This window comes from Clostridium amylolyticum (assembly GCF_900142075.1).
In the GTDB taxonomy this organism is placed as follows: Bacteria; Bacillota; Clostridia; order Clostridiales; family Clostridiaceae; genus Clostridium_AA; species Clostridium_AA amylolyticum.
In genome coordinates, this window is record NZ_FQZO01000006.1 from 246147 (window position 1) to 264653 (window position 18507).

Genomic DNA, 18507 nt, shown 5'->3' on the forward strand with positions numbered 1-18507 from the left:
TATATTAAACTCCTGGTGTAGTGCTTTTAACTAATTCATAATTGAAATTCGTATGCCACGCTGTAGCCACAGACTCTTCTACCTCCGACTTAAACGCTTCATAATAGAAATTCCTAGCTTCGTCTGGCATAGCTGTAAATTCTAATTCCATGTAAGCTACCTCGTCCGCATCGTTATCCACTGTGAATTTTAGTCCTGTAGCACTGGACACGTTAGGAAATGCAATAAGCTTTACTATGTCCTCAAAATCGTCTATAACGTCGGCTGTAAGTATAAAGTTAGAACCCTTGCTGTCCATGCTGTAAGCATAAACCCCCTTCTTAAGTCCTTCATTTTTAATGCCAAATACCTCTCTATACACGTCAATAGGTACAAAACCGGAAAGAGTTAAATTATGTTGTAGCGGCATAGATTTACTTTTAGTAATTACACCTTCACATTTTTTTGTTACTGTTCTCATTTCCGTTTCACCTTCAACCGAACCTATGCAACCAAACTTCATAGCTTGTTTATCCTTAACCTGTATAGAAGCATTTTTAATTCTCATTGGGTCAAATTCTTTTATTTCTGTTGCCATTAGATTACCTCCTCTATTTTTGTAATTATTGCATTACTTAATTTTTCTATTACTGTAGGAGTTGCCCTTTCTAGGCCTCTCCCTGTAAAGTTTTGTGTTATAGGGTTTCTTATTCCTCTTCCTTCGTCCGGGAATACTAGATACCCATAAGAACCCTTTTTATTAGCTGCACCACCTTTGCTAATTATAGTAAAGCCTAAGTTATAATCATTACTTTTAAAAGGCTTGCTGTCTTTAGCGTGTCTTTTTTTTCTTTTAGAAATAGGGAGAATTTCTGTTATTCTGTCCATTACCTCCCTATTACCTTCTGTGTGTAACACTTCATTAGCGGTAGTTTCTCCAACCTCTTGCAGCTTACCTATGTTCTTTTCTAGGTTTTCCAATTGTGTAGGATCTAACTTAAATTCTGTAGCCATTACACTTCACCCTTTTCATTTTTCTAGTACATCTAAAGGCTATAACATCTATAAACTGGTTAGTTTCTCCTAATTGCAACCTGTCATAGTCTGCCCTCACAAAATTCAAGCCAATACTTTCTATTTTATCTATAATCTCAGATTCTCCGTATTCAGATTGATTTTTACTTACATAGAAAATAATAAGCTCCTGTGTCAAATATTTTACGTTTCCTGGTATGATTCCATCTTCTATATAGTAAAAATAGTTATAATCCTCTTTTTTTTCCTCGGGTATTTCTGCGTGGTATATATTTAGTCCTCTGTAACCTTCAAATGCCTCTATTATCTTTTCATCACTAACATTAAACAACTTAATCACCTACTTTTTGGAGATAAATATACATGAATTTTTTATCTGAATCTAAGCTTTTTATGTCAAATAATTCATTATTAATTTTAACTTTATTCTTTCTAGACACCTCTGGCCTAAAGTAAGTTTGAATTTTTTTATCAAGTCTATACCCCTGATTATTTGCGATTATAACATCTGATTCTCTAGCTGATAGCTCTTTAAAAAAGAGTTTACCTTTTTGAGTAAACTCTTCTCCTGTTTTCTTTTTAGCAGTATTAAGCAATGTTTTTATTTCTCCAAAAAACATGACACCGTCATTAAAGCTAATAAATCCAATATCATCGGTTTTTATCTTCATGTTGTCACCTCGCTAGATGTAATTGCACTAGCAGCTTGAACTTGACCCTTGATATGTAAACTCAAAAGCTCCCCAGCAAAATTAATCTCAAACATTTCAAGAGCATGACTATTGGCATACCTGCAGTAATCAAATAATAGACTCCTTGGTAAGTCCTCTTCTGTAAAAACAAGTGGCACCCCTGCAATCTCTTGCAAGCGTGCCATTCCTCTTTTTATCATTCCAGTAAGATTTTTATCTGTTTCAGGATCTATCCATGTTATACCTAAATTAGGCCTTATATCCGCTAATAATTGTTCAGCTAAAGCTGTGTTATCAGCCATTTAGATCACCTCAATTAAGCCTGTTCTTTAGTTTTTACCACATTAGTTACAGCTACTTCAGATACCGCAGGCTGTAGCCCACTTATATCTGCATAAACAAAGGCATTATTATCAAGTGGTTCACCGTGTCCATAAAGTTTAACAAGGTATACTCTTTCATCTTCAAGGAACTTATAATCATCGGAATGTTCTATCTTCCCACTCTTTTCAGTTCCTATACCCATAAAGTACCTTTTACCAAGTCCGAATATTGCTTTTCCTTCTTCAACTTGTACCGATTGAACCTGTCTAGTTGGGAATGGAAAAACATCATTTATATATTTTCCATCAGCGCCTCTTATTGTAGTAGCAGGCATAACCTTTTGAAGATAATCCACTGGGTTTACTATCATTAATACTTCCCTGACTATTCTTGTTTTACCTTTTGGTGTTTTTGCCATGCCTGCAATTAACTTTCCATAAGTCACAGGATCTAGACTAGTAACAGGAACAACATCCTTCACAGGATATACACCATCTGTTACTGTTACACCTTCTCCAACCTTCCTATTCATACCTATAGGCATTTCTTTACCAGTTCCATTTATAATTCCCTCTTCTAACCCATTGGCCAAAGCTTCTCCTAATATTGCTCTTACATATCTATCTAACCATGTAGGTCCTAAATCTAGCATAGACTTAGCCACTGGCAAGAAAGCTGATAGCTTGTGTAGCCCCATATTCATTTTCTTAAATCCACTAGTTAATTCTTTTACAATATCTGATGTTAAGGTTCCCCAAGTAGCAAGTTGTTTTCCATCAGCATTTACTAAAAACTCTATAAGCCCACTTGTGTTTTGGAAGTCTATGGCATCCAGTAAAGGGTGACTTTCTACTAAATCTTCAAATACGGCATCAATTACAGTCTTAGGCATAACCACATCTAACTCTGTAAGAGCTTGTTTAGGGTTAGAGGTTTTCATTGCTTCAATAACTTTTTGAAAGTATTTATTTTCTTCTGAGGTTAATTGTCTAACCCCTCTACCAGCTAAAATATTAGCATCTGCAGCTTGAACTAATCCTCTTGCTTCTTCCATTACTGATTCTTGAATGTTTTCAGTAAACTGAGTAAAAGCTTGTGCAAATGCTTCTTCATCACCATTTTTCATCGCCTGATTAAGGTTATTCATTATATTTACTTTTTCTTGCTTTAATAAATCTAAACTTTTCATATTAATCTACATCTCCTTTTTAGCGAATAACGCCGCCATTAATTTTATGTTTTTATTTTCTTTAGGTTCATTAGGTGTTGGAGGAGTATTTTCAGAGTTTTTCGCTCCAAAACTTTGAGAAAGTTCTCTTGCTTGTGCTACTAAAGCTTTATTGTAGCTTAGTTGTTGTTCAAAAGATTTATTAACCTTTTGTAATAGCTGTTTAGCTTCAGTTAGATCAACTTCCTTAGCTACTATTTCATCACAAAGTCCATATTCTAGGCATTGTGCAGCAGTAAGCCAGGTTTCTGCGTCTAATAGTTCAATAAGTTTTTCTTCAGTGATTTTGCCATTGGATTTTTCTAAATAGGCTTTTCTATTTCCCTCCATTATTGCATCTAGATCATCAGCTTCTTTCCTAAGTTGTTTTGCATTACCGGCTACTACGTTCCACATATTATGAATCATCTGCATTGTATTGGAATACATAATTACTTTATCGCAAGCAGTCAAAATAAAAGACGCTGCGGAGCAGGCGAATCCATCCACATAACCTGTTACATACGCACCATGTCTTTTTAGTTGATTTCTAATAGGCATAGCTTCATAAACTGAGCCACCATAAGAATTCACATATAAATTAATATTCTTTACATCTGGATACTTGGCAAGTTCATTTCTAAAGTGATTAGCTGAAGTTTCGCTTTGAACTTTCTGCCATTCCCACCAGTCAATATAATCCCCTTCAACGTTTCCATAGATATACATATCTAAGGTACTAGGATCACTCGCTGATTGTTTTAATCCCCATATTGTCTTTACTTCTTTCAATCGCTTTCACCTCCTTTCAAATTCTCTACATCTTGATAGTTTTTAGTTATCCAATGCTTCTTTGACCACCAGGCATTCAACGGAGTATCACCTGCCTTAATTCTCAATTCATCTACGCTATAGCCAGCACTTGCAATAAGCTTGTCAAACTTTTCAGCTATGGAGAATATGTCAATATGCTTAATACAAGTAGTATCCACTTTTATATAACAGCCTTTTAAGAAGTCTTTTCTTCCTATTCTCTTTCTAGTGGTTTCTTCCCCTACCATGTCGGTTATAGGGTCTACACAAAAAGTTAAAAAGTTATCTGTTATTTTTTCTATGTCCGCAATATCTCCACGTAATAAAGCAGGAGGAATTTTAAACGCTTGGCCAACTCTTTCAAATGCCTCTTTGGTAATGGAAGCTATATCTACAATTTCACTAGTGGATTTTTTATTCCCCTCTCCATTTTGTTCATTATATTTAAATCCTTTGTGGAGTGGCAGCACTGCATTTTCTGCTTCAAAGTACTTCTTAAATCTTGTATTCATTAGTTCGTCAAATTTTTCTTGGAATTTTGGATCTCCTGTAGCTGTAGAATCTATATCCATTATTCCTTTTCTTCCACCAGAGCGTTTATATTTTCCTATAGCCATGTTTAGAAGATTGTTATAGCCCTTTAATAAATTTGACAGTAGCTTTCGGACATCATCATTGCTGTACTTAAAATAAAGCACTTCACTCATTTTAAAGGTGCGGTCAAATGTCATGTCTCCTCTTCTAACATTCTTAAAAATATTTTCTACTACAGCATATTCTTTTTGAGTAAAATCATCTGCTATTATTAATTGTTCATTTGATTCGATTATGAGACACTCATTTTCATAGAGAAGTTTACTTATAAATTCCTGAATAAATTGGCTAGAATTTTGATTTTTATTAGGTTCTATATTCCAAAGATAGTATTCATCGCCTTTTATCTCTTCCCCATAAACGTAGGTTTTGAACTCACATTTACTAATTGCATTAGATATTAAACTTACCGCAGTTGATATTGCAAAAGCTTCTATTGCAAGTTGTATTTCTTGGGAAACTAAAGCTCCTTCATCAAGATATAAAGTATCTTTCCCAAACCCAAAGAAGTATTTAATCCAGTCTATAAATTTCAATCTTAATCACCCCCTTCCAGGGCAAAATAAAAAAGCCTTATTTCTAAGACTTATGTTCTAATTGATACATTCTTCTCTCTAAATCCATTAATCTATTTTCATAAAATGTAATTTTATCTAGCAATAATCTTTTCATATCAGATTCATCTCTTAAGCGATTATATTCACTTAAGGAAATTGTTACAGTAGGTTCATCCATATATCATCCCTCCTCAATATGTGTAAACTCCAAAATCGAAATCTACTATTTCCCCACTATCTGGCAGCTCTATACCATCTGCGCACATAGCAGCAACAAAAGCCATAAATCCATCTGTTTTTCTACTCTTAGGTTCAATTTTTCCAAAGGTATAGTTGTCATATTTTTCAGGCTTAAGACAAGTATTATTTGTATACCAACGCATTAAAGGATTATCTCCCCAAACTATATTATGGTTAGTGAATTCACTATTAATAATGGGATATATCTTCATCTGGTCGCTTGGCCTGGTAAGTTTTATATTATTAGCTCCTTGTTTATCTGTATCAAAACCAACTTCTCTTAAGGCTTTTGCTAGTAGAGTATACCTATAGTTATCCATGCCTAGGATTGTAAGATTATATTTTTGAGCCTGCTTTGCTAACCAAAGAGCTGGAGTTTCCGGAGGTATTTCAGGACCATCCACAAAAGTTAATAGGCCAAGTTCCCCCCACTCTTTTAATGGTGCTTTGATTCTTCCTAAATCCTTAGACTTTTTACAAACCCAAGTGTGAGATACCCAATAATATTTACCTTTAAATTTGAATAGCAGCCCAACACACACAAAATCCGTTGTTTTTGCATAATCTATACCTATCCTGCATGTAGCTCCAGTTAGATCCGGAATATGCTGATTAGTGGCAAGTATATTTTCCCAAGAAGTTACTTCTCGATCCACTTTGCCTTTAGGAATATTCATTCTCTTAGTCATAAATGCAGAGTTGCCCACTGGATCATCTTTATAGTCAATGTACTCTTTTTCCATTTGTCTTCTTAGTTCATCAAAATAGTATAAAGAAGGGTTAGCCTTATTCCACATCTTTGGATCATGGACTTCGTCTTCACTGTCTAGCTTGCAGATAAATACTAATAAACCATTATCATTAATAACTCCGTTTAGTATCTGTTCTCCTCTAGAAATTAATTTATCTAGTGGTCCGTCTCTTACATCTCCATTAGTGGTGGTAATAGTGGTTCGTGGATTTTTCTTTTTACCTAGTCCAGTTTTAAAAACATTAATAGTGTCATAATTTTCATATTGATGGTATTCATCAAAATCGACTTTTCCTTGCCTTCCACCATCTTTTGTTTTAGCATTTGAAGTTCTAAACCTTAACTGTGATTTAGTTTTTTTATTTGTTATAACTTCTTTATTCCATTCAAAATGCTTTTCTAATTTCTTTTTATTTTCTTCAAGAACATCATAAACGTCCATGAAGGAAGTCATTGCTTGATCTTCATTATTAGCGCAAATGTCGATATGATATTTTTTAACTGGGTTATATTCAGATATAAGACAAAAATCTTCAAAAGCTAGGTACCCGTTCTTTCCAGCTCCTCTACCTACTAAAATAAATAAGTCGGGCCATCTTAATATACCTGGCTTTGAATATGTGCAATTGTGAAGAGTAAAGCAAAATACTTCCCAGGGTAATAGCTTAAATGGGAAGTATTTCTCTAAACTTAGGTATTTATTAAGTTGTGTTTCATCTACAAATAAGTTTTCCTCATTAAAACATTTTTCTACAATATCACATAAAAGGAGCTGCTCTTTACAAACTTCAAATTCTCCACTACGAACTAGGTCAATATAATTTTGTATTTCAGGTACAAGCTTTTTATAACTCGTCATCATCATCAATCACTACATTGTCAGTTCTTAATCCTAGTTCTTTTAAAATAGCAAGCTTTTGTTTATTATACGCTACAGCATTTTTTACGGAGGGATTTTCTTTTTCAATTGTGTAGCCTGAAGCTGAAGTTGTTTCGAACATAAATCCACGGTCTTTTATATCTTTTTGCATAGCTTTTTCCTGGTTCCAATACCATAAATAATCATCAATTAAACTACTAAAATGTTCAACATTTGCTCCTTTATCTTCAAGTTGTTTTTTTAGTGACTCCTTGATTTTTCTAGCACTAGCCATATTTTTTATCCCTCCTTTCAAATGTAAAATACTGTAATTTATATTTATTTTTTTCTCACACGCGCGAGCCAGACGTTTTGTCGACCCTCCTTCCCGTTTCTACACCCTCCTAGAGTTTTTCATTTTTTTCGACCGGGGGGTATACCCGTACTGTTTTATCTTTACCCTTTCCTAAATCTATTCCAACATATCCAATAGGTGATAAATGTCCTCCGCAGTACTTGCAACTTCTTCCATCTTTCCTATGGTCGCTAGCCTTAACAACCTCCTGCTTATCACATATTAAACATTTATACATAATGTCCATATTATCCACCTCATTACCACCTTTCTTCATTTAATTGTGCCTTGGGTTTATTATTAAACTTCTCAGGATGTTCTTCATTGTGACAGCTATTGCATAAGCTTATTAAGTTGCTATCTGTTAGAGCTAAGTCCGGCCTATCCCTTAAGTGCTCCTTATGATGCACACACTCAGCAGAATGAAATTTTCCTCTAGCTTTATGCTTCTGACATTCATTGTTATCTCTTTCTAATATGTCAGTTCTTTTATCTAACCATTCCATGGATTTATAGAACTTTAAGACGTCACCTTTCATTATTGCCTCTAAGAGTTCCATCCTCATTATTCTAATGCTCCTCTAGGTTATTACACCATTCTAGATTTACAATGTATATTCCGCACTCATATTTGCCTGTTACCTTCTTTACTTCTTTACCGTTGCATTTATTAACCCAATACTTATTATGAATATAGCTTAATAGTCCTTTATCTTTCATATACTTCTCTCTACTAAATATTAGCTTGGCCATACCTCTTTCCCCTTTAATGATTTTCTTTTTATGCATTAAAAAAGAGCCCTTTTAAGAGCTCTTAGTTTTTAATGTGTTTTTGCAAAGTTAATTAACCATTTCCTAAGTTTGTTTATATAATCAATATACGAATCACATGATTCTTTAAAATCAATTAAACATTCATTATTGCAACCATCATTGTAAGTATCAATGAAATTAGGGTTATTCTTCTTTAAAATTTCATTAAATTCTTTCAATAATCCTGATTCTTTATTTATTTCTAATTTTATTTTTATTCTTGAAGTGTGTTCTCCTAACAAGTTTATATATTTTATATGTTCTTGGGTTGACTTCTCATAGAATACTTTTGAACTTTCAAGCTTTTTTCCTTGAATAAGCTCAGTGAAATATTCATTTATAATTTTTAATTCTACCAATTCATAATCTATAATTCTTAAACTCTCAACAACTTCATCTGAATAATCTGTATACATTAAAAACACCCCCTTTCTCTATAAAAATTTCTACAAATAAGGAGGTAATCCTTCATAAATCATTCGACACATTATGACTCAATGTGTTTCATTATATACACTTATATCTTTATTTTACTAATCAATAAATAATTCTCTAAATATATCTTCCAGTACATCAACTACAATACTATTTCCAGACATTTTATACATCTGAGAATCTGTTCTATCCTTACCTTTATAGAATTTCTTTTCTAGTGCTTTTCTTGCTTTCCAATAATCTTCGTCACTAAATCCGGTTGCTCTCCATGATTCCAAAGGAGTTAAACTTCTTATTCTACATTCAACTATCTTAACTGGATTAGTTGTTGTCAATGTAGGTGAAACTCCATCCTTTGAAAACACTCTGTTATTCATCTGAAAACTTTTAGGATTTTTAATATCTCCAACTTTTATTAATCCTAGTTTACTTGCTTCCCTATTGTTCAATCTTCCTTCAAATTCTTTTGTTAAGGATTTTATATGATTACCTTTTAAATAATATTTTGTATCTACATTATCCTCAAGTATATCTCTTAGTTTAAGCTCTTCATTTATTCTCTGTTTAAATTTAAAATTCTTATTTATATCATTTTTTATAGAAACAACAAAAATTCTTTCTCTCCCTTGAGGAGCTCCAGAATCCCTGCTATTAAGTACTTTATGATAATTCTTATATCCTAATTCATCTAAGGTATTAAGATATTTTTCAAAGTTATGTTTATGATTCTTACATAGAACACCTTTGACATTCTCCCATATGACATAACTAGGTGTTTTTCTTTTTATTATCTCAACCGAGTTCCACATTAAGCTACTCCTGGTATTGGTTCCTTCATTTCCACCTCGCCCTTTACCAGATAGAGAAAAGTCTTGGCATGGACTACCATGGGTTAATAAATCAAAATCTTTTAGACTGCTAATATCAACCTTTGTTATATCTCCTAAGTTATATTCCTCACTTATATCGTGAATTGCACTATAACCACAGCTTGCATATTTATCGATTTCACAATAACTCGTTACCTCGTGCCTAATATCTAAACTCTCTAGAGCTTTTTCGAATGCGCCTATTCCTGAAAATAGACTTAAAGTTTTTATCATATTATTTATGTCTCCTTTATATATTTAATTATGGGTTAATCTTGTACACACTCTTAAGCCATAACAAATATAAAAAGAAGCTCTTAAGACAATAATCCTAACAGCTTCTTTTCTGTCACTCTTGCTTTATTTAATTTTACTTAATACCACTTTACCTCATTTTCAGAAGAACATCTTGCCAAAAAACGGCCAACTTATTCTTTTCCAAATATAACAATCGACATTTGATGCAAAGCTTCTTTTTTTATTCTTCTTGCAGTTCTTTCACTTATGCATAGTTGGTAACAAAACTGATAGTAGTATTTCCCTTCAATGCATCTGCTGATTATAATTTTCCTTTGAATATCTGTTAAGCTTGCTAAAGCTCTATCGACTGAATTTACTATGTTAGTCATTATCTTAATTCTATGTTTAATATTAAGCTTGTCTATTTTTATAACAACATTTTCAACTCTGCTATTAAATTTATTTGTTGGTCCAGAAGGATCTTTATCATAATTTATTCCTAATCCCTCTTCTGAAAGATCATTTAATGTTTCTGTTAAGTTCTCTATGCCTGCCTTATACGAATTATATTCCCTAAGCCATTCTGCTATTTGTTGCTCTTGTGTATACCTATTCATTTGTATCACTCCTCATTGTCCCAATCTCTGCAACAGTCAACACATGAGCTTTCTTTATTTAGAGTACAAACTAAGCAATCCATTTCTATTGGTTCAAATTTAATTGCCTCTTCTTTATAAATAACTTCTCTAGTAACTATGCCTGCCTCATTTAGTTCTTCATATATGCCTTTCAACTCATGCTTGTACCATTCTAAATAAGGATTTCTCAAAGCTCTATCTTTTCTGATTTCGCAACACCACCAGTCAGCCTTATCTAATATCTCATCCTTATTTCTTAGTAAAAGCGGTTCTGAACTCTCAAATAATTGTTTAATAATATGTGCAAGTGTTTTCCCAGTACAACGTCCAGTCATTCTCATATCTAGCAGCATTGCCTCATTTAAAAGATATTTGCGCTGCCATTCATAGAATTTTATGTTTAAAGCTTTTTCAATCTTGCTTATTAATTCTTTGTTCATTTGCTCCATTAATAAAATCTCCTTTTGTAATTTCTTTATTTGATGTACTCAAAAAGGAATCTTTCCGTTTAATACCCTCCTAAGTACATCTTTTTTCATTCACAAAATATCTTGAATTACAAACTATTCTTTTTCCCTCTCTATCTGTAATTCATCTTCCAAATGTTCATATGGTATATCATATTTCATTCAAACACCTCACTACTCATTATCTTTACTAATCTATCAAAATCTTCTTGTGACATATTATTGGGTATAAACCTATCAATAACCTCTGAAAAAGATTTAAGATGATTATTTAATACATCCTCACCAATTTTTCTATTTGGCACAGTCCTAGTAGTATTATTTAAGTAATCTTCTTTAGTTAAATTATAATGTGTAGGACAATCAGTTACAGTAGAAAATCTACAGTATAACCCATTAGGTTGTTTTGCTATAAATCCCATAAATATTTACCTCCACATTTCATAATATATTTGAAGTCCGACTTAATCTTCGCCTATATTAAATTTATCTATAGCTCTATATTTTGCGTATTTTTCTCCAGTAAGTTTTTCGTACAAATATGGATTTGTGAATACTGCAACCTCAGGCAACAACCCTTCTCTTTTATCTTTTGAAGTATCCCAAGCAACACAATTCCTAGCTATAGCTTCTATAATTTCTCTCGCTGTCACTTCACCTAGAATTAACTTTTTAACTAATGCTGCATATGGTTCATCCTTATTAACAACTAGATATTGATTACACTTTTTATCATCTATACTTCTTCTATCAGATATAACTTCTATACACCTACAAAACGCATCTTTGTCTTTAACATTGAGATATTTATTGACATCTTCTCTTTTTATTACAAAGTATTTATCAAATATTTCATTACTCATTAAAACTTCTCCCTTCACCCTGTATTTGAATTGCGATTTAATTCTTAATACTTTCGAGTTTCTTAGACTTAGAAATTTCGTCTATACATTCTTCGCATAGATGAATAGAACCGCTAATTCCAACTATATTAGTTAGCATATAAACTTTTTCTGTGCCTTGGATATCTCTACAACAACCACAACATTTATCTCTCCATCCAAATTCACTAACAATTATTTTCATTTTTCCCCCTCCAACTAGTTGTATTTTGTCTTAACATTCTTTAGGATTTAATTTCCTATAGTTATAAATTTTATTGCTTAAAGCAATTAATTTATTTCTTGCTTCTTCCATACTCATATCTTTCAAACCAGTTCCGTATATAACTTCTTGAACAACTTCTTGTGTTTCATCTAAAAGCAAATCCTGAAGCTCTTCTCTATTACTAAACCCTGCCATTTTATCACCTTTCCTTCACAATAATTTCATATTGAGACTTAACAGATCAGCTGCAACTGCCCACTTGAATCTGCTATTAAATCAGTTCCATAATCCTCTTTTATTATCACTTCAAAAATAGCTTCTAAAACCTGTACTACAATACTATTACCAGCTAATGCATATAGAGTTGCATTGCGTTTACCTTCTTTTGTGGGAAATTCTTTTACCATAAGATCATAATCTTCATCATCAAACCCAAGTAATCTCCAACACTCACGTTCTGTTAAATAACGATATTGAGGTTTGTTTAATCGAATAATGCCTGCATTTGGGCATCTATCTTGCCTTTCAGTTATTGTATAACAGTACCCATCTATAACATCTAATTGACGTTTATAACTTCCAGTTGGATTAGGATTGAATTCTTTTATCTTATTAAGCATCGATGGAATTGTAATCAAATATTGTTCTGGAATCTTATCATCTGGCCCATACTCCAAAAATTCTTTAATGTTTCTCATAGGTCTGTGCTTCAACTTGCTAAAATCGAATTTTGAATTTCCTAATAGAGATATACAAAACACTCTTTCACGAGCATGAGGAATACCAAAGTTACGTGCATCTAGTACATCAAATGAATTTGTATATCCTATATCCACCATCTGTTGTAGGTAGTAATTAAATATTGAAATTACATCTTTATCAAGTACACCCTTCACATTCTCCCAGATAACTACTTTAGGCTTCCATTCACCCATCTCTTTAATTATCCTTAACGTTTCTAGCATTAGTTGCGAACGTGAACCTATAGCAGCCCCTTTACGTTTTTTATTTCCTCTGCTATTGTCCTGACATGGAGATCCATGCACTAATATATCCGGTCTTAAGTTCCACCCTCTAACATCTTGTGGCTTGTGTCGATGATCATAAAGAGCATTATAAGCTTTAACTCTGTTCGGTTGCCATTCCACATAATCAATACATTTATGATCTACTCCAAGGTTTATTAATGATTTACGTGGCGCACCAATACCACCAAATAATTCAAGAATTTTAATCAATATTATTTCTCCTTTCCTCCGGACTCTTTTAATATTACAAACTAAGTCTCATTGCTAATCCTTTAGAATATCCACAAATATTAATTAATGCATCTACCGCTTCTTTTTTTGTATTAAATCTTGCTAAGCATTTCCCCTTTGTTAACTTCCCATCCTTATATGAACCACTCCATCTAATCGGTCTTATATAAAATTTATTTTCAATATCTTCACCAATTTCTAATAGTAAATTTGATTTCCCAAATGAATATTTTTTTAAATTAACTAACTCTTCATTTTTTAGCATTAATTTCACTCCTCTTGATTTATAACTTCTCTAAATCAAATGTACTTTTTAAGTTTTGCTATGCACTACGAATCAATTTCTTCTAAAAATAATTGTTCGCAAAAGCACTCTTTTGAACAAAATATATTATCCTCTTCGCTGTCGAAAAACTTTACCAATAGAAAGTTTTCTAAGCATTTAAAGTAGGATTCACCTTCCTCAATTACCATTCCACAACAAGCACATATTTTTTCCATGATGTTCTCCTTTCATTGGCATTGATTTCAAAGTGCATCTAATCCATTTGGTAGTAACTTAATACATCATATCCCTTATCAGTTAATACCTTCTTCATGGCTTGCATAGCTCTTGCTCTGCTATTCCCTTGTCCACAGCATATGGGACTAATCATATATCCTTCTCCTATCCATTGTGTTTTCCCTATGCAATACAAACCAGCCCGTTTAATAGCCTCTATTACCTTTTCTTCTCTCCAATTAGGTAATCTTAAAAATACACTATCAAGATTGGCAGTACCACCATCTTCACCTTTACCGGCTTCAGTGCTTGCTGCTGAAGCTTCAATTAAGTCTTTAGTTAATTTATTGTATTTACTCATTGCCTTCTCTCCTTTTTAAAATTGTGTATACCATAATCCGAATATCTCTTTAGTAAGAACATAGTCACATTCCTGCCACCAAGCTATTACTGGATTATAAAATTTTAACTTATTTCTTTTATCAGACTTATCAATTTTATAACTATACCCTGTATCCTTACTTGTCATCACATCCCCTTTATTTAGCATTTTCCAGGCTTGTTGAAAACTATATTCCTTTGTTTTATTTACATCTGCCAGCATATTAATTCACCATCCCTCTATTTCCATACCCTGGTCCTCTTCTTTACCCTTGTCATGCTCTCTACAGTGAAGTTCAAAGCCTCTCTTGCCCTTTTTCTTAGTCTCTTTCTTTTCTCTTATCCTCTTCTCTGCATATTTCATAAACTCTTCTTTATTACTCATTTCTATTTCACCTTCTTAAAAGGGTATATCTTCATCATCATTTGCCTGTTGCATATCTCCGTATTCATTATCATAAGGAGTACCAGCAAAGTTATTTGAGTTATTTTTCCTATTAATTTGCCCGCTTCCTGAATCTATAAAATCAAAGCTATCTATATACACACTTGTTGTATATCTTTTCGAACCATCTTGAGCCTCATAGCTCCCAGTTCTAATACTTCCTGAGATAGCTAGCTGTCTTCCCTTTGTTAGATACTGAGCAATAGTTTCTGCTGTTTTCCCAAAGGCTACGCACGTAATGAAGTCAGCCTCCGGTTTCTCCTGGTCTTTTCTTTTTTGCCTATTGACCGCTAGTACAAAATTTGAAACTGGGGTACCACTTTCCGCTATATATTTTAAGTCAGGATCCTTTGTTAATCTTCCTATTAGAACAACTCTATTCATGCAATTCACTCCCACCTATTTTCAATAAACTTTATATATTTTTTATATAAATCTCTGTTATTTATTAATATTTCTGTTGCTTTTCCTTTGCTTGCCATGCTGTTATAGCAGCGCTCCATAGCAAAGTATCCTGTTAATGTATCTAAATTGCTAATTTCCATAGCTACAGCTCCGATAATAATCCCAGATATTAAAGCTATTAAAACTAAAACTATAATTAATCCTGCTTGCATTCTTTTTCCTCCTTTATTTTTCATGAAGAGGGAGAGGTAAGCCCCTTGCCTCTTCATATGTGTTATAAACCTTAATATTTTATTCCTTCTAAAACCTTGCTTAGCTTGTACCCTCTAAAATATAGATAAAGAATATCGCTTAGGATCTGTTCCATAATCATCACCTAGCTTTCTAACATATCAAAAATGTTTATTTGCGAATCATCTTCTAACTCTTTCATGTACTTTATAGACTGTTCAAAGTAAGATTGCTTAAGCTCTATTCCTAATCCTTTGCGCTTATGCTTTACAGCTTCATAGGTAACGCTGCCTACTCCGTTAAAAGGGTCCATTACTATTTCACCTTCATTAGTCCTCCATTCTATAAGTCTTCCAATTAGGTCTAATTGCAAAGGTGTCATATGCTTTTCATCCTTTTCATCTTTAGCTAACTTAGCATTTAGCACATTCATACGGTTTATATCGAACCAACAAGGGCTTGCTATCTTGGACCATAGTTTTCTATTCTGCTCATACTCTATATCATCCTTATAACCATGGGTAACATGAGTATTTGCATCATCACTCCACTTCTTCATGATAATTAAGATATCTTGCATCCCTGTCCTGGTATTCTCTGCAGCTGTACGATAAGTTTTATATATTATTGTGCTTGCCTTAGTTCTTAAAGCTTCTATCTCCGGATCTGTCCATATGTCTATATCATCCCAATATATCCATCCATGCTTTTGAAATGCTTGTATCATCATGCCTCTGAAATCTATTAATCCTATATGCCCATCTCTACCTTTAAATTTAGGTATCTGCTTAACATGAAGGCATATATCTCTACCAGGTACCGTTACCCTGTACAGCTCTGGTATTAAATAGTCCAGTTGCTTAAAGTACTGTTCTAAATCTTTAACATTGGAATAATCTCTTAAATCATCTGAGTATGTGTATAGATTAGCGAAAGGAAAGCTAGAAATAATTAAATGGACACTATCTGAAGGTATAGACTTTATTACTTCCGTGCAATCTCCATGATATAAAGCGCAATTCTTTGATGTATACTGCATATTAAGCCTCCTTTAACCACTTAGGTAGTTCTAAATTATTTATATATACTGGCTCTATTTTCTTTTTGCCATTGAAATTTGATAATTGAATATCTTTGATACTGTTCATAATATTTAATTCCATTATTCTCTGCTTTTCTTGCTTTTTTCTCACTGTTTCAAGTATGTGCTTTTCAGTGCTGCCCATTACTATGATTGTGTTAACTTGGCTTCTTTGTCCAAACCTTAGTAGTCTTTTAACTGCCTGGTAGTAATTTTCATAGCTATAGGTAAGTCCACAAAATATAGCATTGTGGCATCTTTGAAAGTTCATTCCATACCCAAATATTTTAGGTTTACTTATTAGTACTCGGATATTGCCATTTTTGAATTTATTAGCCGATTCTTCTTTGAAGCTAGGTTTATGTGATCCTCTAACTTCTACAGCTTCAGGTATATATTTCTTTAGCAGCTCTGACTCATAGTCCGTATCGCACCAAATTATATATTGCTCATTAGATTGATTTACTAATTCAGCGCACCTTTTAGCTCTAGCATCTGCAGTGTTTCTTTTCTCTTTATGAAAGGAAGTGGCACTAGTTTCTATCTTTCTCAAAAAGCCATCATTATAACTTTTATCTATAAGACTTATTTTTATAGTGTCTACAATTTCATTGTGCTCCGGAAGAATATAACCTTCATCTGAATAACCTATATCACTAGGAGTTTTGATATAAACCGACCATGAAGATACCCATCTCCAAAAGTCTTTTATGGCATGTCCTTTTAATCTCCAATCACCGGTTTTCATATCATTTATGAACCATGTGGCTAACGCTTTGCTTGTTTCCATAACATTTAAAAAATCTGCATGGTTTAATAGCTCTATATAATCATTGGGAGCTGGGGTTGCAGTACAACATAACTTAAAAGGTGTATCCTTAAAAGTTTCTGTTAATGCTATACGGGTGCTTCCAGTGAAGTTTTTAAGTATACTGGATTCATCCAATATGACTCCTATAAAATCCTTAGGATTAAAATTGCCTAGCATTTCATAGTTAGTTATATTTATTCCCGGCATAACATCATCTTGGCTTCTGCAGATAGTAGAATCTATATTTAAAACATTTTGCAATTCTTCTTTAGTCTGTAAAGTTACTCCTAAAGGTGCTAAAATTAATATATTTTCACCTGTATGTTTAAATATTTGATTAGCCCATTCTCCTTGCATTATTGTTTTCCCTAATCCACAATCTGCAAATATTGCTGCTTTTCCTTTTTTCAAGGCCCATGAAGTAATATCTCTTTGGAAGTCAAAAGCCTTATCATTAAGAGTGTTCTTGTCTACTTCAAACCCAAAGTTATCAACTCTTTTAACTTTACTTTCTAAAAATTCTCTATAATTCAACTCCTTCTCAGCTCCAATACTTTTAAATAATCCAGGTACCCATCTTTATCAAACTCAACTTCTTTCATTTCATTGAGCGGGATATAATTAAACCCTCTTCTACCTTTATTTTCTTGCCATCTATCCCAGTAAGTTATTACAGTATCCCCATCTATATAAAACCTCTTCTTTATAGTTTTCATCAGGCATAGAATGAATGTTTTTTCATTTACACCTATTGCATACCTCATATATTCAACCTGGTGGGATTTAATATAGGCTAATGGTAACCCTCTCTCGTCCTCAGATTCTTTACAATCGAAGGATATCGATATTCCACCTTTCACTGTCCCTCTAAAGTCTAATGTGCTCTTTTCTTCCGGGAATGCGGAGACTATTCTTTTTCCAACCCTAACAACTTGCCAAGGAGTGCTAATTTTCTGTACTAGTGCTTTCCCGATAATTTTATAGTGTCTATTTACAACATTTATCTCATTCTCAAAGCCTTTTCCCTTATTGGCCATATCAAAATTTTTACCCTTATATCCTGTCATTGGCTTTTCCTCCTGTTCTCCAACTCATATCCCCACTCACGAATATACTTTCTTACTGTTATGCCGCTTACTTTGAATTCTCTTCCTATAGCCTCTGTGGACATCTTTTTCTTAAAGTACATATCTAGAACTTTCTTTTTATCTAATGTTACTTTCTTGCTGCTTCTTTCCGGAAGTAAAGGTTTCCTTGAATATTGATTTAGGAAATTTTCTCTCCATTTCTTATATTCATGGGAAGCTTTTTCTTCTTCTAAGCCTAGTTTGCATTGCATAATGTTAACTGCTATCGCTGGGTCTAAATCCATAAACGTTCTTTGTAGCTTTTGTGGTATCAACTCTATTTCTCCTTT

Annotated in this window: 34 protein-coding genes; all 34 read right to left on the reverse strand. The window is 33.1% G+C overall.

Going from position 1 to position 18507, the window contains the following annotated elements:
* Positions 1-4: 4 nt before the first annotated feature.
* Positions 5-577 carry a phage tail protein gene (locus BUA82_RS14615; RefSeq protein ID WP_073009801.1) on the reverse strand — a complete coding sequence of 191 codons (573 nt, stop codon included), beginning with the start codon at positions 575-577 and terminating at the stop codon, positions 5-7.
* Positions 577-993 (reverse strand): hypothetical protein, encoded by a 417-nt coding sequence (locus tag BUA82_RS14620; RefSeq protein ID WP_073009804.1) that lies wholly within the window; start codon positions 991-993, stop codon positions 577-579. The genes BUA82_RS14615 and BUA82_RS14620 overlap by 1 nt, the downstream gene beginning before the upstream one ends.
* A complete protein-coding gene (locus BUA82_RS14625; protein WP_073009808.1) occupies positions 977-1345 on the reverse strand; it encodes a hypothetical protein in 369 nt (122 codons plus the stop codon). Before BUA82_RS14625 ends, BUA82_RS14620 begins: the two co-directional genes overlap by 17 nt.
* A gap of 1 nt (position 1346) precedes the next feature.
* On the reverse strand, positions 1347-1685 hold the full coding sequence (locus tag BUA82_RS14630; RefSeq protein WP_083599959.1) for a phage head closure protein: 339 nt from the start codon (positions 1683-1685) through the stop codon (positions 1347-1349).
* On the reverse strand, positions 1682-2008 hold the full coding sequence (locus BUA82_RS14635) for a hypothetical protein (protein WP_073009811.1): 327 nt from the start codon (positions 2006-2008) through the stop codon (positions 1682-1684). The genes BUA82_RS14630 and BUA82_RS14635 overlap by 4 nt, the downstream gene beginning before the upstream one ends.
* A gap of 14 nt (positions 2009-2022) precedes the next feature.
* Positions 2023-3219 carry a phage major capsid protein gene (locus tag BUA82_RS14640; RefSeq protein ID WP_073009814.1) on the reverse strand — a complete coding sequence of 399 codons (1197 nt, stop codon included), beginning with the start codon at positions 3217-3219 and terminating at the stop codon, positions 2023-2025.
* Positions 3220-3225: 6 nt separating this feature from the next.
* A complete protein-coding gene (locus BUA82_RS14645) occupies positions 3226-4029 on the reverse strand; it encodes a head maturation protease, ClpP-related (RefSeq protein WP_242948981.1) in 804 nt (267 codons plus the stop codon).
* Positions 4026-5180 carry a phage portal protein gene (locus tag BUA82_RS14650; RefSeq protein ID WP_073009816.1) on the reverse strand — a complete coding sequence of 385 codons (1155 nt, stop codon included), beginning with the start codon at positions 5178-5180 and terminating at the stop codon, positions 4026-4028. Before BUA82_RS14650 ends, BUA82_RS14645 begins: the two co-directional genes overlap by 4 nt.
* A 43-nt stretch (positions 5181-5223) precedes the next feature.
* Positions 5224-5379: a hypothetical protein gene (locus tag BUA82_RS20715; RefSeq protein ID WP_178140736.1), complete on the reverse strand. Its 156-nt coding sequence runs from the start codon at positions 5377-5379 to the stop codon at positions 5224-5226.
* 13 nt (positions 5380-5392) lie between these two features.
* Positions 5393-7054, reverse strand: a complete 1662-nt coding sequence (locus BUA82_RS14655) for a terminase TerL endonuclease subunit (RefSeq protein WP_073009819.1) — start codon at positions 7052-7054, stop codon at positions 5393-5395.
* Positions 7038-7346, reverse strand: coding sequence for a P27 family phage terminase small subunit (locus tag BUA82_RS14660; RefSeq protein ID WP_073009821.1), 309 nt, complete (start codon positions 7344-7346; stop codon positions 7038-7040). The genes BUA82_RS14655 and BUA82_RS14660 overlap by 17 nt, the downstream gene beginning before the upstream one ends.
* A gap of 109 nt (positions 7347-7455) precedes the next feature.
* Positions 7456-7662, reverse strand: a complete 207-nt coding sequence (locus BUA82_RS14665) for a hypothetical protein (protein WP_073009825.1) — start codon at positions 7660-7662, stop codon at positions 7456-7458.
* A gap of 4 nt (positions 7663-7666) precedes the next feature.
* Positions 7667-7945 carry an HNH endonuclease gene (locus tag BUA82_RS14670; protein ID WP_242948982.1) on the reverse strand — a complete coding sequence of 93 codons (279 nt, stop codon included), beginning with the start codon at positions 7943-7945 and terminating at the stop codon, positions 7667-7669.
* Between the two features lie 31 nt (positions 7946-7976).
* A complete protein-coding gene (locus tag BUA82_RS14675; protein ID WP_073009828.1) occupies positions 7977-8159 on the reverse strand; it encodes a hypothetical protein in 183 nt (60 codons plus the stop codon).
* Positions 8160-8227: 68 nt separating this feature from the next.
* A complete protein-coding gene (locus BUA82_RS14680; protein ID WP_073009831.1) occupies positions 8228-8635 on the reverse strand; it encodes a hypothetical protein in 408 nt (135 codons plus the stop codon).
* A 117-nt stretch (positions 8636-8752) separates the two neighbouring features.
* Entirely contained in the window at positions 8753-9757 is a 1005-nt protein-coding gene (gene dcm / locus BUA82_RS14685) for a DNA (cytosine-5-)-methyltransferase (RefSeq protein WP_083599960.1), read from the reverse strand.
* Positions 9758-9951: 194 nt separating this feature from the next.
* Positions 9952-10380 carry an RNA polymerase sigma factor sigma-70 region 4 domain-containing protein gene (locus BUA82_RS14690; RefSeq protein WP_073009834.1) on the reverse strand — a complete coding sequence of 143 codons (429 nt, stop codon included), beginning with the start codon at positions 10378-10380 and terminating at the stop codon, positions 9952-9954.
* Positions 10381-10385: 5 nt separating this feature from the next.
* Entirely contained in the window at positions 10386-10850 is a 465-nt protein-coding gene (locus BUA82_RS14695) for a hypothetical protein (RefSeq protein ID WP_073009839.1), read from the reverse strand.
* Between the two features lie 176 nt (positions 10851-11026).
* Entirely contained in the window at positions 11027-11290 is a 264-nt protein-coding gene (locus BUA82_RS14700; RefSeq protein WP_073009843.1) for a hypothetical protein, read from the reverse strand.
* Between the two features lie 42 nt (positions 11291-11332).
* Positions 11333-11731, reverse strand: a complete 399-nt coding sequence (locus BUA82_RS20720) for a hypothetical protein (protein WP_178140737.1) — start codon at positions 11729-11731, stop codon at positions 11333-11335.
* Between the two features lie 37 nt (positions 11732-11768).
* Positions 11769-11954, reverse strand: a complete 186-nt coding sequence (locus BUA82_RS14710; protein ID WP_073009846.1) for a hypothetical protein — start codon at positions 11952-11954, stop codon at positions 11769-11771.
* 30 nt (positions 11955-11984) lie between these two features.
* Positions 11985-12170, reverse strand: coding sequence for a hypothetical protein (locus tag BUA82_RS14715; RefSeq protein ID WP_073009848.1), 186 nt, complete (start codon positions 12168-12170; stop codon positions 11985-11987).
* A 38-nt stretch (positions 12171-12208) separates the two neighbouring features.
* The gene (locus BUA82_RS14720; protein ID WP_073009850.1) at positions 12209-13213 is read right to left on the reverse strand and encodes a DNA cytosine methyltransferase; all 1005 of its coding nucleotides are present in this window, start codon (positions 13211-13213) and stop codon (positions 12209-12211) included.
* 34 nt (positions 13214-13247) lie between these two features.
* Positions 13248-13499: a hypothetical protein gene (locus tag BUA82_RS14725; protein ID WP_073009852.1), complete on the reverse strand. Its 252-nt coding sequence runs from the start codon at positions 13497-13499 to the stop codon at positions 13248-13250.
* A 65-nt stretch (positions 13500-13564) separates the two neighbouring features.
* Positions 13565-13735, reverse strand: coding sequence for a hypothetical protein (locus tag BUA82_RS20725; protein ID WP_178140738.1), 171 nt, complete (start codon positions 13733-13735; stop codon positions 13565-13567).
* A 38-nt stretch (positions 13736-13773) separates the two neighbouring features.
* The gene (locus BUA82_RS14730; RefSeq protein WP_073009854.1) at positions 13774-14097 is read right to left on the reverse strand and encodes a hypothetical protein; all 324 of its coding nucleotides are present in this window, start codon (positions 14095-14097) and stop codon (positions 13774-13776) included.
* 15 nt (positions 14098-14112) lie between these two features.
* A complete protein-coding gene (locus BUA82_RS14735; protein WP_073009858.1) occupies positions 14113-14340 on the reverse strand; it encodes a hypothetical protein in 228 nt (75 codons plus the stop codon).
* Between the two features lie 6 nt (positions 14341-14346).
* On the reverse strand, positions 14347-14502 hold the full coding sequence (locus BUA82_RS20730) for a hypothetical protein (protein ID WP_178140739.1): 156 nt from the start codon (positions 14500-14502) through the stop codon (positions 14347-14349).
* Between the two features lie 15 nt (positions 14503-14517).
* Complete coding sequence (locus tag BUA82_RS14740; RefSeq protein ID WP_073009860.1) at positions 14518-14946, reverse strand: single-stranded DNA-binding protein; 429 nt, start codon at positions 14944-14946, stop codon at positions 14518-14520.
* A gap of 5 nt (positions 14947-14951) precedes the next feature.
* Positions 14952-15179 (reverse strand): hypothetical protein, encoded by a 228-nt coding sequence (locus BUA82_RS14745; protein ID WP_073009862.1) that lies wholly within the window; start codon positions 15177-15179, stop codon positions 14952-14954.
* A 164-nt stretch (positions 15180-15343) separates the two neighbouring features.
* Positions 15344-16237, reverse strand: coding sequence for a DNA-methyltransferase (locus tag BUA82_RS14750; protein WP_073009865.1), 894 nt, complete (start codon positions 16235-16237; stop codon positions 15344-15346).
* A 1-nt stretch (position 16238) separates the two neighbouring features.
* On the reverse strand, positions 16239-17624 hold the full coding sequence (locus BUA82_RS14755; protein ID WP_073009866.1) for a helicase-related protein: 1386 nt from the start codon (positions 17622-17624) through the stop codon (positions 16239-16241).
* Positions 17621-18157 carry a Holliday junction resolvase RecU gene (locus BUA82_RS14760; protein WP_073009869.1) on the reverse strand — a complete coding sequence of 179 codons (537 nt, stop codon included), beginning with the start codon at positions 18155-18157 and terminating at the stop codon, positions 17621-17623. Before BUA82_RS14760 ends, BUA82_RS14755 begins: the two co-directional genes overlap by 4 nt.
* The gene (locus BUA82_RS14765) at positions 18154-18492 is read right to left on the reverse strand and encodes a hypothetical protein (RefSeq protein WP_073009871.1); all 339 of its coding nucleotides are present in this window, start codon (positions 18490-18492) and stop codon (positions 18154-18156) included. Before BUA82_RS14765 ends, BUA82_RS14760 begins: the two co-directional genes overlap by 4 nt.
* Positions 18493-18507: the final 15 nt, after the last annotated feature.

Excerpts from the sequence above, each read along its gene's own strand:
- BUA82_RS14655 (WP_073009819.1), bottom strand. The coding sequence starts at position 7,054 with ATGATGACGAGTTATAAAAAGCTTGTACCTGAAATACAAAATTATATT.
- BUA82_RS14745 (WP_073009862.1), bottom strand. The coding sequence starts at position 15,179 with ATGCAAGCAGGATTAATTATAGTTTTAGTTTTAATAGCTTTAATATCT.
- BUA82_RS14615 (WP_073009801.1), bottom strand. The coding sequence starts at position 577 with ATGGCAACAGAAATAAAAGAATTTGACCCAATGAGAATTAAAAATGCT.
- BUA82_RS14640 (WP_073009814.1), bottom strand. The coding sequence starts at position 3,219 with ATGAAAAGTTTAGATTTATTAAAGCAAGAAAAAGTAAATATAATGAAT.
- dcm (WP_083599960.1), bottom strand. The coding sequence starts at position 9,757 with ATGATAAAAACTTTAAGTCTATTTTCAGGAATAGGCGCATTCGAAAAA.
- BUA82_RS14690 (WP_073009834.1), bottom strand. The coding sequence starts at position 10,380 with ATGAATAGGTATACACAAGAGCAACAAATAGCAGAATGGCTTAGGGAA.
- BUA82_RS14620 (WP_073009804.1), bottom strand. The coding sequence starts at position 993 with ATGGCTACAGAATTTAAGTTAGATCCTACACAATTGGAAAACCTAGAA.
- BUA82_RS14730 (WP_073009854.1), bottom strand. The coding sequence starts at position 14,097 with ATGAGTAAATACAATAAATTAACTAAAGACTTAATTGAAGCTTCAGCA.
- BUA82_RS14735 (WP_073009858.1), bottom strand. The coding sequence starts at position 14,340 with ATGCTGGCAGATGTAAATAAAACAAAGGAATATAGTTTTCAACAAGCC.
- BUA82_RS14760 (WP_073009869.1), bottom strand. The coding sequence starts at position 18,157 with ATGACAGGATATAAGGGTAAAAATTTTGATATGGCCAATAAGGGAAAA.
- BUA82_RS20730 (WP_178140739.1), bottom strand. The coding sequence starts at position 14,502 with ATGAGTAATAAAGAAGAGTTTATGAAATATGCAGAGAAGAGGATAAGA.
- BUA82_RS14680 (WP_073009831.1), bottom strand. The coding sequence starts at position 8,635 with ATGTATACAGATTATTCAGATGAAGTTGTTGAGAGTTTAAGAATTATA.
- BUA82_RS14635 (WP_073009811.1), bottom strand. The coding sequence starts at position 2,008 with ATGGCTGATAACACAGCTTTAGCTGAACAATTATTAGCGGATATAAGG.
- BUA82_RS14675 (WP_073009828.1), bottom strand. The coding sequence starts at position 8,159 with ATGGCCAAGCTAATATTTAGTAGAGAGAAGTATATGAAAGATAAAGGA.
- BUA82_RS14700 (WP_073009843.1), bottom strand. The coding sequence starts at position 11,290 with ATGGGATTTATAGCAAAACAACCTAATGGGTTATACTGTAGATTTTCT.
- BUA82_RS14660 (WP_073009821.1), bottom strand. The coding sequence starts at position 7,346 with ATGGCTAGTGCTAGAAAAATCAAGGAGTCACTAAAAAAACAACTTGAA.
- BUA82_RS20715 (WP_178140736.1), bottom strand. The coding sequence starts at position 5,379 with ATGGATGAACCTACTGTAACAATTTCCTTAAGTGAATATAATCGCTTA.
- BUA82_RS14740 (WP_073009860.1), bottom strand. The coding sequence starts at position 14,946 with ATGAATAGAGTTGTTCTAATAGGAAGATTAACAAAGGATCCTGACTTA.
- BUA82_RS14750 (WP_073009865.1), bottom strand. The coding sequence starts at position 16,237 with ATGCAGTATACATCAAAGAATTGCGCTTTATATCATGGAGATTGCACG.
- BUA82_RS14710 (WP_073009846.1), bottom strand. The coding sequence starts at position 11,954 with ATGAAAATAATTGTTAGTGAATTTGGATGGAGAGATAAATGTTGTGGT.
- BUA82_RS20720 (WP_178140737.1), bottom strand. The coding sequence starts at position 11,731 with ATGAGTAATGAAATATTTGATAAATACTTTGTAATAAAAAGAGAAGAT.
- BUA82_RS14630 (WP_083599959.1), bottom strand. The coding sequence starts at position 1,685 with ATGAAGATAAAAACCGATGATATTGGATTTATTAGCTTTAATGACGGT.
- BUA82_RS14715 (WP_073009848.1), bottom strand. The coding sequence starts at position 12,170 with ATGGCAGGGTTTAGTAATAGAGAAGAGCTTCAGGATTTGCTTTTAGAT.
- BUA82_RS14695 (WP_073009839.1), bottom strand. The coding sequence starts at position 10,850 with ATGGAGCAAATGAACAAAGAATTAATAAGCAAGATTGAAAAAGCTTTA.
- BUA82_RS14670 (WP_242948982.1), bottom strand. The coding sequence starts at position 7,945 with ATGAAAGGTGACGTCTTAAAGTTCTATAAATCCATGGAATGGTTAGAT.
- BUA82_RS20725 (WP_178140738.1), bottom strand. The coding sequence starts at position 13,735 with ATGGAAAAAATATGTGCTTGTTGTGGAATGGTAATTGAGGAAGGTGAA.
- BUA82_RS14725 (WP_073009852.1), bottom strand. The coding sequence starts at position 13,499 with ATGCTAAAAAATGAAGAGTTAGTTAATTTAAAAAAATATTCATTTGGG.